At 40.9% G+C, this 15,348-nt stretch carries 12 protein-coding genes and 1 pseudogene; 7 read left to right on the top strand and 6 right to left on the bottom strand.

Annotation, left to right across the window (positions count from 1 at the left end):
- Window position 1: 1 nt before the first annotated feature.
- From menH to ZX61_RS05660, 3 genes are read right to left on the bottom strand one after another with little or no spacing between them, the layout of a single operon-like run.
- Window positions 2-781 carry a 2-succinyl-6-hydroxy-2,4-cyclohexadiene-1-carboxylate synthase gene (gene menH / locus ZX61_RS05670; RefSeq protein ID WP_049843727.1) on the bottom strand — a complete coding sequence of 260 codons (780 nt, stop codon included), beginning with the start codon at window positions 779-781 and terminating at the stop codon, window positions 2-4.
- Window positions 771-2,501, bottom strand: a complete 1,731-nt coding sequence (menD, locus tag ZX61_RS05665) for a 2-succinyl-5-enolpyruvyl-6-hydroxy-3-cyclohexene-1-carboxylic-acid synthase (protein WP_049843726.1) — start codon at window positions 2,499-2,501, stop codon at window positions 771-773. The genes menH and menD overlap by 11 nt, the downstream gene beginning before the upstream one ends.
- Window positions 2,502-3,809, bottom strand: coding sequence for an isochorismate synthase (locus ZX61_RS05660; RefSeq protein WP_049843725.1), 1,308 nt, complete (start codon window positions 3,807-3,809; stop codon window positions 2,502-2,504).
- A 220-nt stretch (window positions 3,810-4,029) separates the two neighbouring features.
- On the opposite strand from ZX61_RS05660, the gene ZX61_RS05655 reads away from it, so the two are divergent.
- The 7 genes and pseudogenes from ZX61_RS05655 (at window position 4,030) to ZX61_RS05625 (ending at window position 12,432) form a co-directional block, all read left to right on the top strand.
- Window positions 4,030-5,244 (top strand): pyridoxal phosphate-dependent aminotransferase, encoded by a 1,215-nt coding sequence (locus tag ZX61_RS05655; RefSeq protein ID WP_049843724.1) that lies wholly within the window; start codon window positions 4,030-4,032, stop codon window positions 5,242-5,244.
- A gap of 69 nt (window positions 5,245-5,313) precedes the next feature.
- Window positions 5,314-5,559: pseudogene (yfbR, locus tag ZX61_RS05650) on the top strand (5'-deoxynucleotidase); the annotation flags it as partial.
- An 89-nt stretch (window positions 5,560-5,648) separates the two neighbouring features.
- On the top strand, window positions 5,649-6,248 hold the full coding sequence (yfbR, locus tag ZX61_RS05645; RefSeq protein ID WP_049843723.1) for a 5'-deoxynucleotidase: 600 nt from the start codon (window positions 5,649-5,651) through the stop codon (window positions 6,246-6,248).
- Window positions 6,249-6,256: 8 nt separating this feature from the next.
- Window positions 6,257-8,110 carry a hypothetical protein gene (locus ZX61_RS05640; RefSeq protein ID WP_049843722.1) on the top strand — a complete coding sequence of 618 codons (1,854 nt, stop codon included), beginning with the start codon at window positions 6,257-6,259 and terminating at the stop codon, window positions 8,108-8,110.
- Window positions 8,107-10,044, top strand: coding sequence for a tyrosine-type recombinase/integrase (locus tag ZX61_RS05635; protein WP_049843721.1), 1,938 nt, complete (start codon window positions 8,107-8,109; stop codon window positions 10,042-10,044). The genes ZX61_RS05640 and ZX61_RS05635 overlap by 4 nt, the downstream gene beginning before the upstream one ends.
- Entirely contained in the window at window positions 10,041-11,144 is a 1,104-nt protein-coding gene (locus ZX61_RS05630; protein ID WP_049843720.1) for a hypothetical protein, read from the top strand. Before ZX61_RS05635 ends, ZX61_RS05630 begins: the two co-directional genes overlap by 4 nt.
- 1 nt (window position 11,145) lies before the next feature.
- On the top strand, window positions 11,146-12,432 hold the full coding sequence (locus ZX61_RS05625) for a tyrosine-type recombinase/integrase (protein WP_049843719.1): 1,287 nt from the start codon (window positions 11,146-11,148) through the stop codon (window positions 12,430-12,432).
- A gap of 87 nt (window positions 12,433-12,519) precedes the next feature.
- Here the strand turns inward: ZX61_RS05625 and ZX61_RS05620 are convergent, their stop codons facing one another.
- The 3 genes from ZX61_RS05620 to ZX61_RS05610 form a co-directional block, all read right to left on the bottom strand.
- The gene (locus tag ZX61_RS05620; RefSeq protein WP_049843718.1) at window positions 12,520-13,788 is read right to left on the bottom strand and encodes a hypothetical protein; all 1,269 of its coding nucleotides are present in this window, start codon (window positions 13,786-13,788) and stop codon (window positions 12,520-12,522) included.
- Between the two features lie 58 nt (window positions 13,789-13,846).
- A complete protein-coding gene (locus ZX61_RS23945) occupies window positions 13,847-14,476 on the bottom strand; it encodes a hypothetical protein (RefSeq protein WP_150114959.1) in 630 nt (209 codons plus the stop codon).
- A gap of 71 nt (window positions 14,477-14,547) precedes the next feature.
- A complete protein-coding gene (locus ZX61_RS05610; RefSeq protein ID WP_049843716.1) occupies window positions 14,548-15,276 on the bottom strand; it encodes a hypothetical protein in 729 nt (242 codons plus the stop codon).
- Window positions 15,277-15,348: the final 72 nt, after the last annotated feature.

Raw genomic sequence — 15,348 nt, 5'->3', positions numbered from 1 at the left:
CCTAGCGAAAGGTATTTAGCTGAGTTTTTACAATCGTTGCGAAAGCTTGTGGCTGTTCAACATGGACATTGTGCCCTGCCCCCGCAACCTGGCTAAAAGACAAACCGCTTTGTTTGGCCAACTGACTAAACTTATTGTCTCTATCGCCACATATATAATGAGTCTCGACACCCGACTGTTTCAAAGCATCGAGTAGATAATCTTGTTTGGCGAGCGATGTCGCTTCTAGCATGTTTGCTACCGATGAGCCTAGATTAGCACTCCGTTTATCAATCAGTTTTTGTCTTTGCTCATGATTTAGCGAACTAAACACGGGCTGCTGATACCAGTCGCTTAATACCTGTTCAATAGGCTCGTTGCGAAAGCGATTCGCCCACTGGTTATCACTCTGCCATCTTTGCTGCTTCTCTGCTTCGCTCTTTAATCCGAAATTGCCGCCTTCGACAATAATTGACTGAATATTGAGAGAAGAAAAGTAACCATTAGCAACTCCAGTCATTACAATACGCCCCCCCATCGAGTAGCCAACCAATACTATAGGCTTATGTGGCGTCACATAAGTAAGAAGAGTGTCAGATATTTGATCGCAGCAGTGTCTAAAGTTGCAACAAGATTCTAATGCACTGAGTCCATGTCCTGGTAAATCTAATGAAATAGTAGGAAAATTGGATAAATAGACTTGAGTAGCTTGCCAATCCGAACCAGAGCCGAGCAAACCGTGTAAAAATACAATTACCGGGCTCGCATGGTTTAGGTTTAAACTTGAACGACTATAAAGCATGAACTTGTTGGATAAATTCTTTTAACTGAGATGATGCCTGATCAGGAGGTGTTTGCACTTCAACAAGCAGCGCCCCTTGGCCGTCGACTAAATGGTCATTCACTAGCTGGTGAAAATGAGCCAAAGTTTCAGGCTTGTTGTAGCCTAGCTTGAACTGTTTTGCTGCAAACTCAAAATCATAGCCGTGCGGCATTTGATAGAGTGATTGTTTTTGCTGCGCTGGTACAGGTAACAAATCAAAAATTGCACCACCATCGTTATTGGTCACCACAACCACCACGGGTGTTTTTTCATGGGTGAGTAGCGCGAGCGAGTTAACATCATAAAGCAAAGAAGTATCACCGATATAAATCACAGTCGGCACTTTCTTGGCACGTACAACCCCAGAAGCGGTCGCAATTAATCCATCAATCCCCGATGCCCCGCGATTGCTGTATACAGCATAGCCGTCATGGTTGCTAAACATATCCACCAAGCGCACAAATAGGCTATTGCCTAAAAAAACCTGCGCTTGGTTCGGCAGTTGATTCACGCTTAGCGCCAGCGCAATCTCATCTAATTGCGAATCGGTATTGAGATGAAGTGCGGCTAAATCGGCTACCTGTTGAGATAACTCAGTAAGCTCATTAGCCCAGCCCGATTCACTGTTCATTAACGGCGGAAAAGACTCGATACAGGTATGCAACCAAGACTCAATTTCAGTAATATGGTGAGTTTGTATTAAGTGCGCTTGGTTGTTTCTATCTACGCTTGGAGAAAGATAATGATACTCAGCACCAAACTGTTCGACCTGTTGAATAAGCCACTGATTCAAACGCTTTGAAACAATCCTTGAGCCGATTTGCAGGATCAACTCGCACTGATTGAATCGCCCTGAGCGCAGAGGGTTTTGCAGCCATAAATCATAGTGAGCCCAAGCAGAGTTGACTCCAGACTGAGGATCGCACAAGAGAGGCCAGCCCAATTTTTCGGCTAACTGCTTGGCCAGTCGCGCTTCAATTAGCGTGACACTGCCTAGTACAATCGCCCCTTTCTTATCAGCAAAGTCGCTAAAATGTGCCTGTGGTTTACCCAAATTAGAAAACTGTCGTGTATAGGTTGTATTGCCGTTCCACCAGCGAGAAACAGAATCAAGGTAGCCTTGATAGATAGACTTAGCTTGAGTGCTATACAAAGGCTCTGGGAATGGACAATTGATATGTATCGCTCCCCCCAATCTTGACTGGCTGTGCATCACTTTATCTACCGATGTGAGCAGCCACTTCAAAGGCGTACTCAAAGCAGGGCTTGGAAGTTCGAGCACTTCGCTGATATGAGAAGAAAAGATCCCTGATTGGTTGATAGCTTGATTGGCACCGCAGTCAATCAATTCCACTGGTCTGTCTGCAGCTAATACCACCAGTTTTTCACCTGTTAGCTTAGCTTCTGCAATCGCGGGCAATAAGTTTGCTACTGCCGTGCCAGAAGTCACCACCACGGCCACAGGTTTACAACTGGCTTTCGCCAACCCAAGCGCAAGAAAGCCTAAACCACGTTCATCAAAATGGGTATGCAGATTCAAATGTGGGTTTTCAGCTGCTTCTAAGGTCAGTGGTGTTGAGCGGGAACCAGGTGCAATACATACGTCAGTCACACCAAAGCGCGAGAGCTCTTCAAAAAGGGTTTGGCACCAGATGCGATTTACAACTGCTTGCTCAATTGAGTATGAACCGCCACTCATCTACGAAGCTACTCCCAATGGAGGGTTATCTGAAATCAAAGACAGTAACGTTGACATCTTTTTGTCTAGCTCTTGCCATTCATACTCTGCCACTGAACCAGGAACAATTCCTGCCCCAGCAAAGAGCTGCACTTGATCGTTGAGTACCAAAGCGCTACGGATAGCAACGCAAAACTCGGCGCGTTGCTGGCTGATGAAACCCATAGAACCAGCATACCAGCCGCGAGCAAACGGTTCATTTTTCTGGATAAATGCCATCGACTCTTCACGAGGTAAACCCGCCACGGCGGCTGTGGGTTGTAAAGCGCTAAGTAACTGGACCCCATTGACTCCTTTACGAAGGTGAGCATGAATGCTGCGCTTTAAATGCTGTACTTTGCGTAAGCGGACTAACCTCGCCTCTTGCTCGACTTCAACATGTTCCGAATGCGGAGTTAGGCGATCAATAATATCGTCGACAACATATTGGTTTTCATTGAGATTCTTAACGTCATTAGAAAGCCAGTTGGCCAACTCCATATCTTGGCTTGCATTAATACCTCGCCCTATCGTACCTGCAAGAGCTTCGGTATAAAGTTCTTGCCCTTGGCGAGCATACAGACGCTCTGGCGTAGAGCCCAAAAAGCTGTGTTTCTTATCTAACGAGAGCAAGAAGTGAAAACTGTGATGATTTTGCAGATAACTCGCTTTCAATAACTGAGATGCACAAAGAGGCCTATCTAGGTTCACCTCGGTTTTACGCGCTAGCACCACTTTCTTAAATTCATCGTTTTTAATACCAGTTAGCACTTTGTCAACCAACTGTGACCATTGCCCTTTTTCTGGAGTATGTTGAATCGTTTCTATATGCGAAGAGACTGGTAGTATCGGCGAGACTTCTAGCTGCAGTTTATACAAGCTTGCCAAAGTGCGATGCTTTTCGGCATTGAAATTCACCGCCAGTGACCACCGCTCATCAAAACGAATTAGCTCAATTTGCGGTAGGAAGAAAAATGAGGACATGCAACGGCGGTTCTTGCCCGTATGACCGTCAAAGGATCGCCCTCCCCAAATACGCTGGTCTTCGGCCAAAATCGTATAAGCCGGTTCTGGCTCAACAAAAGTATGCAGTTGGCCAAGTGCCACAACCTCTTCTCGGGTATCGCGCGATTGCCAATAAAACTTGGGGAATAGTGGCTGCGCTTCCAACCAGTCGATAAATGCAAAGTCAGGTTTTTCCTCAAGAACTTGAACCAGACGGTTTACACCATCTTCTGCTTCCTTTACGCGTTCGATAAGTTCAGTTACGGCTTGATGAAAGTATGACAAATCAGCCTCGTATGCATGGGGACTATTATTTCATTATATGTCGCTACTCTATTTATAGACCTTACTCAAATCAAGGTTGAAACCAATGTTTTGCAAAATCCTGTGATAACGGGCGTGCTACAGGCCTTTAAATGTTGTTATCTAATCAGATTTTTATTCTAAAGAACCTCTTTTTAAGGTACTTTAATAAAGAAATTAAATAATATTTAGGTTTTAACCAATGCAAAATATCGGGATGTCGTCAAAACTCGACAATGTCTGCTATGACATTAGGGGTCCTGTACTCAAACATGCTAAGCGCATGGAGGAAGAGGGGCATAAAATACTGAAGCTGAACATTGGTAACCCCGCCCCATTTGGCTTCGACGCCCCTGACGAAATTCTGGTTGATGTAATCCGTAACCTACCAACATCTCAAGGTTACTGCGATTCAAAAGGCATTTACTCAGCTCGTAAAGCGGTAGTTCAACACTATCAACGTAAAGGTATTCGCTCTCTTGATGTAGAGGATGTGTACGTGGGTAACGGTGCGTCAGAGTTAATTGTCATGGCCATGCAAGCCTTGCTAAATAACGGCGACGAGATGCTTGTCCCAGCACCTGACTACCCACTCTGGACCGCGTCGGTTGCCTTGTCTGGTGGTAAAGCCGTTCACTACATGTGTGACGAAGAATCCGACTGGTACCCAGACCTAGATGACATAAGAAAGAAGATCACGCCAAAGACCCGCGGTATTGTGCTGATCAACCCGAACAACCCAACAGGAGCGGTCTATAGCCGCGACTTCTTGCTTGAGGTGATCGAAATTGCTCGCCAGCACAAGCTGATTATATTCGCTGACGAAATTTACGATAAGGTACTTTACGATGGTGCCACGCACACCTCAGTGGCAACCTTAACTGAAGATGTGCTGGTAGTCACTTTTAACGGCCTGTCAAAAGCTTACCGTGTTTGTGGTTTCCGCGGTGGTTGGATGTTTCTTACCGGGCCTAAGCATCAAGCTCAAGGGTACATCAACGGCCTTGACATGCTCTCTTCAATGCGCTTATGTGCCAACGTTCCAATGCAACATGCAATTCAAACTGCACTGGGTGGCTATCAAAGTATCAATGAACTGATCTTGCCAGGTGGCCGTTTGTTGGAACAGCGTGATAAAGCCTTTGAGCTGATTAACCAGATCCCTGGTGTCTCTTGTGTCAAACCAAAAGGTGCAATGTATCTGTTCCCGAAAATCGACACTAAGATGTACAACATCAAGGACGATCAGAAAATGGTGCTCGATTTCTTAATTCAAGAAAAAGTGCTGCTTGTTCAAGGTACAGGCTTCAACTGGCCAAAACCCGATCACTTCCGCATTGTGACTTTGCCACATGTTGAGGATTTAGAAATGGCAATTGGCCGCTTTGAACGCTTCTTATCAACCTATAGTCAGTAGTAATTAGCGCTGAACTTTCATATGCTTAAAGGACACTCACCGAGTGTCCTTTTTGTTTAGGGGGTACAAATGCCAAACACCAATCCAAAGGAAAGTCACTTTTTTGCTCACTTGGCTCGCATGAAACTGATTCAGCGCTGGCCGTTGATGCGATCGATATCGACCGAGAACATCTCGGAACATAGCTTACAAGTCGCATTTGTAGCTCACGCTTTAGCCGTTATCAAAAACAAAAAATTTGACGGAAACTTAAACCCTGAAAGAATAGCGATTCTCGGTATGTACCACGACACCAGTGAAGTTTTAACAGGTGATTAGTTCGTTTTCCTTTTTTTGCGTAAAACACTTTCTTAGTTCGTATTTTGTACTATGTTTACATGTAGTAGCAGATTAAGGAGCGTAGCGTGAAAGAGAAAAACAGCACATTTATGGCTTGGATAACTCGATTACCACTGATCAAACGTTGGGCCTTAATGCATTGCTTTCAAGAAGAAAACGTTTCAGAGCACTGTCATCAGGTATCTGTCATCGCGCACTTACTTACCGTCATTAAGAACAAAAGATATGGAGGTACACTCAGCCCTGATAGAGCGGCTGTGATAGCTATATATCACGAGATCTCAGAGACTAAATTGCAAGACATCAACTCAAAAACCAAGTATCACAGCCCCGAATTCACAGCAGCTTTTAAAAAACTTGAAGATATAGCGGAACTAGAATGCTTAGATACACTACCTGAAGACTTACGCGAGGAATTTGAGGGACTAATCGTTCAAAGGCATGTTGACCCCCAATACAAATCAATAGTAAAAGCGGCAGATATCCTAGCTGCATATATAAAAACAATTAATGAGTTAAGATTTCACAACAATGAGTTTCTACACGTAGAAGAAGGGTTAGCATTACGTATAGAACAGCTCAAAACAGATATGCCTGAAGTACAAGATTTTATGGATGTGTTTTGCGAAAGTTGCACAACAACTTTTGATAAAATTTCTGGGTAGACACCTCAATGACACAAGAATACTTTACTATTAATCAACTAACCGAAGCGGTACTTGATAGTAGCAAAGTAGAGTTAACGTCCGACGAAAAGTCGTCATTGATAGTTTTTCGAGAGTTCTTGATAGCTAGTAGGACGCAAGATATTTTGTTATCAAAGTTCGGCGAGTTCAATTTCCTTGAATTTAATCATTACTTATCATTGTCTAAGCCCTCAAAACGTCGCTATGTTATATCGACAACTGTAAGAAGACTATTCGAAAAGGCGAACTCTATACTTAATTGTTTTACAAGATGCCCAAGCTCATGGCCAACCCCACCAAAACCCAAACCATCACACTTTGAGCCTCTATCGACCGAACAACTAGATACACTCAGATCCTTTCTAAAGAAACAAATAGACTTGGCCTATCAAAAGGAATCTATAGCGTCAGTCGCGATTAAGACAGGAGTCCCAAGTACTAGAACTGGTCTGGAATTTTGGAGAAAAGACAACCAAGATAACAACTTACCTCGCTTCAAAAACTGGACTAGTAACCTAGTTGACACGTTGGCAACTTTCTACTCTGCTCACCCTGAATACCCTAATAATGTTACTCGGGAAATGCAGAAAACAGGTGGCAAGTACTACGTACCTAGAGACCTTACCTATACCAATCTTAATAACCCTATTGTTACGATAATGAAGCGTATCGTAATGCAAAACGTAAAATCTTACACTCCCTTCATACCCAATGAGCCAAGTTTAAACAACAAGGAAATTCTCTCATATCTTTACCCTGACTTTAGAGAGATGATAGCCATAAAGACTGCTATTTGCCTCGAAACAGGGTGGTCGCCTGATATCACAGATAAAATTAATCCATACGATTTTACATTTGACCCTATCCCAATAGAGAGTGATTGGGTCTTCATTAAGTCAACAAAGGCTAAAGGTGCAGCATTAAATAAAAATTCCCGCATACGAGAGCAACGAGAAATGATTCATCCGAGCTCAAAAAAAAATCGATACAGCGCCTACAATTTAATTAAGTTGCTTGTTAAAAGGACATCTAGACTTAGACAGGGTCATTTGTACTCAAAAGCTATTTCAGACATTAATGCACCCCCTGCGTTTGTCAGTTTTACAACTAATACGAAAGTTCAAATTGTTGCCTCTCATCCAGCAAGAGGCGAAGTAAATCGCCAAGCTGCACAGAAATATCTAGCTAATGAACTTGGATTTAACTTAGATCTTCGTCAACTTAGGCCAACTAGGCTATACCTCAATGAGACCGAAAACAACCTACCACTATTGCTCCAGGTAATCTTATTTGGGCATTCAACTTCGGCGATTACCGATGGAATCTATAAAGATAACGCTCATTTCAACCAAATCCGAAAAGACAAACTATCTTGTGAACTCGACAGCATAGCAGAAAGTATTAGTGATGGTTCGTTCAAAGGCACCTTGATACCCCTACGAACACATCGCTCTATTCAAAAGAAAATACTCACTATTTACTCTAATCAATGCGGGGAGTCTCCACTTGCAATATGTAATGACCCTACGAGGCCAGACTGGAAAGTAACTCACGGAAAAATTAAAACACCTTGTAGACAATTCAACAAATGCCTCCTTTGCTCTCAATCATCAGTTACTAGTAACAACATCCCATTCATTGTTGATAGATACTTATATTTAGATCAAATACGCCGAACCTCACGCGATAGTCACTTTGAATCCATCCATGGCGATGAATTCAAAGCAGCAAAAGAAGTTATTGATTGCTGGCCTTATAAAGAAGAAATTGAAGAAGCAGAACTTAGAAGTGCATCAGAAGGATACCTTCTCCCACCAATTATCTCGGAGAATTACACATGAAGCTTATAGACTTTAGTAAAGCTGACCTAAGTGAAGACTTTGAGATTTTAGAAGGTATAAAATTCAGCGAAGATAGCTGGCGCATACAACATGCACAATCAGAGCATCTAACAATGAACTTCGATAGAATCACCAGTCAAAGAGATTTGTCGAATATTAGAGATATTGTCACAATCGTTAAAATCTTCTCGTATTACCATTTTCCAAAGAAAATCAACTTGAATATCACTAGTTGGAAGACTGCGAGTAGTAGGTTCAGTATGTTCGTGACTACGGCTAAGTACTTCCTTCTCAATAAAGGACTTACAACCAGTAGACTGCTATCGAACATCACTCAAAAGCAATGTAGGCAATACATAGACCAATGCGTAGAGCAATATAGAAATAACGTTGTCGGCTCTTCACTAAAACTCTCTAGTGCAATACTTTTTTTTGATACATGGTGTGATTTAACAGAAAAAGGCTTATTACCCTCTCAATTAACAATCCCGTACAGTAAACACTCAATAATTAACAAAAAACTACGTTCTGAGATTCATCAACTTAAAGAGGCGAGTACCTCTCCATGGAGCCCCCTCTCTGCTGACGTAATCAAATCTGTTTTTGATGAGTCGGTAAAATACATACAAGAACTTTCACCAACTATTATTGAGTGCTCAAACCTTATAAGAAACAGAGGACGATTAGGTCAAGGACAATCTTATGGGGCAGTTAGACAAGACGGCAAAACAAAGAAACTTTTCAAAACCTTACAACATATTCAAATCCCTGAAATCTCAAATGGGGTAATGCTCTATGATTTCAAACCAATTACAAAGATAGTAAGTAGTCTCGGTTATTCTTGTGGCTGGCAATATCGAACCACTATCAATATTACTGAAATACGCCCCTCCGTGATTAAGCTAAAACGATGTTGCATTTTTATCATAGCTCTGTTTACTGGATTAAGAAGAGAAGAGATTGCTGAATTAAAGGCAAAGCGAGCATATAAAAAAAATGGTGATCTCTATCTTGATATAATTAGATATAAAACGGCAAAAGATGACGAAGGTGAAAGTGACTCAATACCTGTACCAGTTATTGTTAGAGATGCAATTGACGTCCTACTGAAGCTCTTTGAAGATAATCGTACTAAATTGAATAGTGACTACCTATTAGTTTCTGACATCATCAACCATAAGAAATATAAGAAGATTAAGTTGGACACTATAGGAAAAGACATTAAAGCACTTATTGCTGAGATCACTGGCATAGATGATGCCCATACTCACCAATTGAGAAAAACAATTGCTTGGCTACTTATCTCTAAGAGTGAATCTAATATTGAACTGATACGCCAACTATTTGGACACAAAAGCTATGGAATGACAATGCGATACATTCTTAGAAACGAGCTAATGGTTCAAAGTGTCGTGGAGTTAATCGAGCATAACTACACTGAAGACCTCGTTGATATTTTCGAGGAGATAGCGAACAACAACACCTATGGGCGTCTGTCAGTGAAAATGAAAAAAAGGTTTTTTAGTCGCCACTTTAAAGGGCAAATACTGACAACGGATATAGAAGATTATGTCCGAACATCATTAGAGGCAGGGGTTCCGCTCTTCGTTTCTAAGGTGCCAATAGGTGGCTTTTGCTTGAAGACAGGAGATGATAAATCAGTTCCACCTTGCATGGAGGTAACTGGTTCAAGTTCTCCTGATATCGAGTTCTGTGACTACAAAAAATGCCCCCATATCCTCCTCACAGAAGATGCGATCAACAACATAGAAGCTCAACTCAATTACTACAAGCAAAAACTAAAGTATATCGACGGGTGTATCAACCCAAGTGTTGCTGAATACTATGAAAATCAGGTCATATCTCACAAGCAGTTATTAGAAAAACTATCTCACAAAGCGTCGACACCAAATGCTTGGGGCACTAAAAAATGAAACTAAGCGAAAAAGATATATCCAGAGCTATAGAGGTGCTTAAAAAGTCCAACTCTTTTTCTGTGTCAAAACTAGCAAAAGAGCTTGGTGTTTCCCGAACCTTTCTCTACGATAAATTTCACCATCTGCTGCCAAAGCGTTCAACTGACACAGAAGAGAAGATAAAGCGAGCAATACTTAGTTTACAAGCTCAAACTGGAAGAAAATCGTTCACGATTTCTGAGGTGGCTAGAACTGTGGGAATAACAAGGCAATGCATATCAAGAGACTACAAATGCATGCTTCCATTTATTCGCGGTGAAGCCTCATTGGAAATCGAAGCTAATGATACAATTCGACTAGAGCATAAGATCAAGTTACTTAACGATGAAATAGCGCGACTTGCAAAAGAAAAGGATGATGAACAAAAACGATTTAGACAGATTGTTTACTCAGATTTGATGAAGATGGACGCGCATGCGTTTGAAGCGAATGAGGACAGGGTTGCTCTAACTAGATTACAAAATCAAATAGATGAGATGGCAAAAGCCAATTTAGAATTAATTGGTGAACTAGCCGAAATGCGTTCATTACTATCTGAGCAAGAGAAAAACGCTCCCATAACCTCATCTACTAATTCACAACTCTTATGTAATGTTTCCCCTGACTATAGTGCTCTATCTAGCAATATGGATGAGTCAACTATGATGAGGCTCTTTTTAAAAGCAGAAGACTTAGCTCTGAAAAAGGCTATTGATATATGCTACTCATCTAAGCCAGACGCCATAGTTTTCTTTCAACCATTCTTAAGTTGCGAATTAGAATCACTAAAAGTGATGCTACCGCAAGGGAAGATACTAGTAGTTGAAAGTAATCACCCTCAAGCGAAACATTTTCAACTTTTATTAGAAAAAGTTTCCGACACACCGATTTTCGCTATTTCAGCCAAGGGGCAAACACCTCAATTAGCTCAGTATTACTGTAGGAAGAGGTTCCCTAGTAAATTTAAAAATACGTTCATAGATAAGCTATATAAGCTACTCTCTTATCCTGAACTTGCCGATGGCTTCTGGTCAGTAACTACTGTGACACCTCCCCCCTTCTTAGCAATGGCAAAGTAAAATGAGAATTGAACGATCCTTAGTTAGTTATAGTTTTGAAGAAAGAGACCTCAAACATCACGTACTGATACTAAAAAATCGCAATGGAACTGAAGTACTTTTAAGTGCCGTAAATTTGTACCTAAAAGATAGAGCGTTCAAAAGCATCAAGACCAGCGAGCGTTATTCGTCTGCAATAAAACGATTCTTAGAGTTTATAATTTCAAAGGGGAATTGCATTGATTCCACATTTTGGAGGAATGTGCGAAACAGTGATATCAGAGAATGGCAAGGTTCAATAGTAAATACACGAGATTCAGAAATGAAGCAAAGGCCAAATGATGAAACAATCTTCCAAGATGCATCTATAGTATTTGATTTTTACTCTTGGGCACAAAAAAAGAACTTCCCTACACTTACCAGTATCACATCATCAAGTTGGAAATATAACTATCGAGACGAAAGTAAGCTTCTCAGTAATATTAGTGTATTCTCTGGCGAATGCCCTGATTATTCTAATATAGACATTGGTATAAAACGGGGACATATGTCTCGGTGCTCTAGAAAGCATAAACAGGTTACGATCATGAGCACTGAGGATATCCAAAGCTTAATGAAGGCATATAACGACCCAGTTTACCCTGCAATGCTAATGCTAGCCTTAGCGACTGGAATGCGAGAACAAGGAGTGTGCTCGTTCCCATATATAGGTATCGGTATCAACGACCACATTCGTAGCTACCCAGAAATCCTTAGTAATCTAACCCAAGGCAGAAAAAGTCGCGGAGAACCAAATACATTTCCTTTCACTGTCATGGAAAAAGGGAGCAAAATTAGAACACTAGAAGTGAACATGTCAGCCTGGAAGGTAATCTGCGCCTCATATTTACCGTTCTATTACGACAGAAGAAAACTATTTCAAAGTAAACACTCGGGAATTAAACCTGACAACACCTTTTTTCTAAACAAGGCTGGAGTCCCTGTGACCCCAAAAATGATAGCAGATAGAACTTACTCAGCGAAGAAAAAGTTGAATGACAGAAATTTCCGTTGGTCATTTCACAACACAAGAGACTGGTACGCAACCTCATTTATAATAAAGCACTTGACCACAGATCAGATAAACGCTTCTCACTATGATGCAGCAATTGAAGATGCTCTAAGACGACAACTAGGCCACGAGGACATTAGAACTACTTATATGCACTATGTTCGAGTTGCCTCGTTACTCCTAGCAACTCAAAGCGGGAAACTAGACTTTTCATTAGGTAAAGATGAAAATTTTTGGAATAGTATAAAGAACTTATGACACTACTAAACTTTTAGAATTTAGACTGTATGCATAAAATTCTTTGAAGCACACTACCTAACAATACGGTGATACATTAACTAGCACCTAATTACTGCCTAGTACCAAAATGCGTATATGAGAGCAGTCAGGTAATGGCTTTAAGTATCGTTTTCCCATCTGGAGTGCGTTTTCAAACTCTGTACCTTCCAGAATCACCCATGCTCGAACTCCGATCTGCTCTAAAGGTTCAAAGAACAGTTTAATTCCAGGCCCTGCCGAGCCAAAAGTTTCAGCCACAGGCTTATATCCATAGAACCCCAAAAGGTGATAATTTGAGTCATGATTTGTATCTAGGTACTCTGTAATACCTCGATTACGCAAATTACTCTTCAACGATTTATAAGCAGATAGCGCCTCTGCATTCAATTTTATACAAGATGTTAATGCATTCAGTGATTGGATTGCATCTTCACATTTGTCAGCAAAGTCAATATCACCCCTGAGAAGAACTGCATCATTCACGTTTTGCACTTTTATAATTAAGGAGATCATCTTTCTAGCCCAGTGAAGCAGCGCCATTTCTGTTTCGAATACAGCAACAATATCTGTCTCCCTGAGCTGACTTACATAAGAAGAAGCCCATTCCAATGGGAGAATTTGGGGCTGGCTAAATATGTTATTAATGAACTTTTCATTAGCTCGAGCCTCTACTAAGATGCGGTAACACCATTCATAAAGAGGTTGTAGATCCTCTTTCAGAGTTGTGAGCCTCATTTCATGGCCAAAACCACTACTTAAGCGAGTCGGCAAATCTTGCACTAGTAGATCAATGCTCGGCCATCCTTGAGGGTAGTGTTTACTAACTAAGGAACTTAATAGGGTTGTTTCAATATAAGTGTCTAGAGAACCCAATTGAAACTGCCTAATAACAATAGGATCATATAGTACCGTAGCATAATATTTCCGAACTAATTCAGGTCGCTGAATCAAAAGCTCCTCTATACTATCCCAAAATAATATTTCTACCTGAAACGGTATGTCATCATTGCTTTTGATGTGTTTTAGCAATGCAGCCTGAAGATTCTTATCCCTTTTTTGGGTTGTCGCTAGTATTAAGCGCTCAAATGAAACTTCTTCATAAAATGCTTTGGCTCGCTCTACCCATGAAGATAAATGTTGTATTGTAATATGTTGAACTTCAAGTCCACGTTTTTTTGCTTGTAGTGCATGTGAGCCATCATGTGAAACCAAATCGATGCCATCTTGATCTTGCCCATGACGACCATATAAGGTCAATTCAGGATGCAAATCTTGAAGCATTCTCTCGAAATCTTGCCAGTTTTTAGGGATTGGATACTCACAAGCTATTGGCATACTTTACATTCCTTAGTCAAGATTGGTCTTAATGAAATCTATCATTGTCAGGTACAAATTAGGCTGGATTCGAAAACAGCAAATATACAGGTTTATATCCCCCCATAAACGACATCGATGAGTATTCACAGCCACCTATGCTAGCCATTTTCACAGCCTTAATAACTTCAATAAACTCTGGCAAAGTGAACTCTCTCGTACTTTTTTGAGCCAGGGTAAGTATTTCTTGCTCATCATGTAAAAATAACGTTGGTTCAGAGTTTAACAAAGTTCCATCAATCGAGACTTCAGTGACCATATCCACCTGCTCATCTGTAAACCTAGACATATCAGCCCACAAGTACTTCTCGCATGAAGACATCTCTTGAAAGTCTCTAACGAGTGGACAACCCGCAATCATTGATATTCCATGTCTATTGGCTTCAAGAGAACCATATACTATCTGTCCACTGAATTTGACATTGATAATTGAATCTATTGAAGAATGTACTTTCGGACGTCTAGCGTACATACCTAACACTCTAAATTTAAAGTCCTTGTTAACTCGCATTGATAATTTTGAGCCTTCCCTAGATATCCATGGGTATACAGGAACAACAATTTCAAAACGACTCCTTAAGATTCTAATCAACTCTGGAAGCAAGTTATATTCTGACGATCGCTCACATATAAAACTAGTTGGGGTCATTACAAATCCTTTTGGTTTATATCCAAGTGCACCTTAATCAAAGCAACGCACACTTTCGCTTCAGTTACGGACTACGTGTCTTCATGAATCAAAGGTTCGTGGGAAATCTTATAATCGTTTAGATGAGCTCCAGACAATATAACTTTAAGCCATTGGAAGTATTCGTCTTGGTCTGGGGTCAACTTGATTCTGTACTGTGAATCATCCAAGTCATTCGCGTTTAAGCAAATTTCTCCACTATAAGGCTCTAGACAAATCAGACTTATATTAGGAACTTTATTAGATAATATTGTCGCTGGCAGAAACTCGATATCGACAGGAAACTGATAAATTGAACGCTCCGTTGCCGCTATGAACAACTCTACTACGTCAATAAAGTTTTCTGTTTCATCGAAAGTAGGTACGTAATAGTGGTGTTCTACAGCGTTTCTGACTCTATTCAGCTTCATTAAAATTCTAGGAGTAACGACTCCACATCTTTCTAGATACTTGATGTACTGAGGAAAGGTAGTAAAGCGTTGACTCGCCTTTTTAAGTAAATCGAAACCAAACAAGCTTGCGAGTGTTTCAACCTGCAAATGTAGCGCTCGTTTAGCATTTGAAAATGAATTAATCCTAGCTTTCTCACAACGACCACTTTCCAAGTCGTCAAGTGCAAAATCCAAATACTGTTTGGGAAGCAAACGTTCCCTGCATTCCATGTTACGACATGTAAAGGTAAAATCAGGATCAAAATCTGTATAGTTGCAAGGGATGGGAATCATATCTTTGCTTTGGTCTGTTTTGATGTTTGGAGCCATAAGTAACAGCCATAGGCTAAATTGGCGAGGCACATAAACTCAATGTACTAGGTTTAGATAGAGCTAGGTCTA

Source organism: Vibrio sp. VPAP30, assembly GCF_001188205.1.
Taxonomy (GTDB): domain Bacteria; phylum Pseudomonadota; class Gammaproteobacteria; order Enterobacterales; family Vibrionaceae; genus Vibrio; species Vibrio bivalvicida.
This window is presented reverse-complemented; position numbering and strand designations above follow the sequence as displayed.

Bases quoted from the DNA above. Each gene is read 5' to 3' on its own strand.
- ZX61_RS05620 (WP_049843718.1), bottom strand. From the start codon at position 13,788: ATGCCAATAGCTTGTGAGTATCCAATCCCTAAAAACTGGCAAGATTTC.
- ZX61_RS05625 (WP_049843719.1), top strand. From the start codon at position 11,146: ATGAGAATTGAACGATCCTTAGTTAGTTATAGTTTTGAAGAAAGAGAC.
- ZX61_RS05630 (WP_049843720.1), top strand. From the start codon at position 10,041: ATGAAACTAAGCGAAAAAGATATATCCAGAGCTATAGAGGTGCTTAAA.
- ZX61_RS05610 (WP_049843716.1), bottom strand. From the start codon at position 15,276: ATGGCTCCAAACATCAAAACAGACCAAAGCAAAGATATGATTCCCATC.
- menD (WP_049843726.1), bottom strand. From the start codon at position 2,501: ATGAGTGGCGGTTCATACTCAATTGAGCAAGCAGTTGTAAATCGCATC.
- ZX61_RS05635 (WP_049843721.1), top strand. From the start codon at position 8,107: ATGAAGCTTATAGACTTTAGTAAAGCTGACCTAAGTGAAGACTTTGAG.
- ZX61_RS05640 (WP_049843722.1), top strand. From the start codon at position 6,257: ATGACACAAGAATACTTTACTATTAATCAACTAACCGAAGCGGTACTT.
- ZX61_RS23945 (WP_150114959.1), bottom strand. From the start codon at position 14,476: ATGACCCCAACTAGTTTTATATGTGAGCGATCGTCAGAATATAACTTG.
- ZX61_RS05655 (WP_049843724.1), top strand. From the start codon at position 4,030: ATGCAAAATATCGGGATGTCGTCAAAACTCGACAATGTCTGCTATGAC.
- menH (WP_049843727.1), bottom strand. From the start codon at position 781: ATGCTTTATAGTCGTTCAAGTTTAAACCTAAACCATGCGAGCCCGGTA.